The organism is Sphingomonas sp. TF3, assembly GCF_003985085.1.
In the GTDB taxonomy this organism is placed as follows: domain Bacteria; phylum Pseudomonadota; class Alphaproteobacteria; order Sphingomonadales; family Sphingomonadaceae; genus Sphingomonas.
The window spans coordinates 1-347 of the sequence record NZ_RWKS01000089.1 but is presented as its reverse complement, the minus strand read 5'-3'; the positions used below and the strand labels follow the sequence as shown (position 1 = coordinate 347).

Genomic DNA, 347 nt, shown 5'->3' with positions numbered 1-347 from the left:
TCCGCCCGAAGGGCTCATTCATCATTCGGACCGCGGCAGCCAATACTGCTCTGTGGACTACCAGGCCGAGCTGCACCGCCACGGCATCCGTATCTCCATGTCAGGAAAGGGAAATTGCTACGATAATGCGATGGTGGAGACCTTCTTCAAGACGATCAAATCCGAGCTCGTCTGGCGCACCGTCTTCTATACCCGCGACCAAGCCGCGCAGGCCATTGCCCGCTATATCGACGGCTTCTACAACCCCGTCAGGCGCCATTCCGCGCTCGACTATATCAGCCCCGCGCAGTTCGAACGAACCGCGTCACGTTGAGCAAATGCCTCTCCACTTTTGCGGGGCAAGTCCA

1 protein-coding gene is annotated in these 347 nt (G+C 58.5%); it reads left to right on the top strand.

All coding sequences use genetic code 11. From position 1 onward, the window contains the following. Positions 1–313: integrase core domain-containing protein (locus EJC47_RS20905; protein ID WP_148110570.1), on the top strand; the 313-nt coding region annotated here is incomplete at its 5' end. Between the last annotated feature and the right edge of the window lie 34 nt (positions 314–347).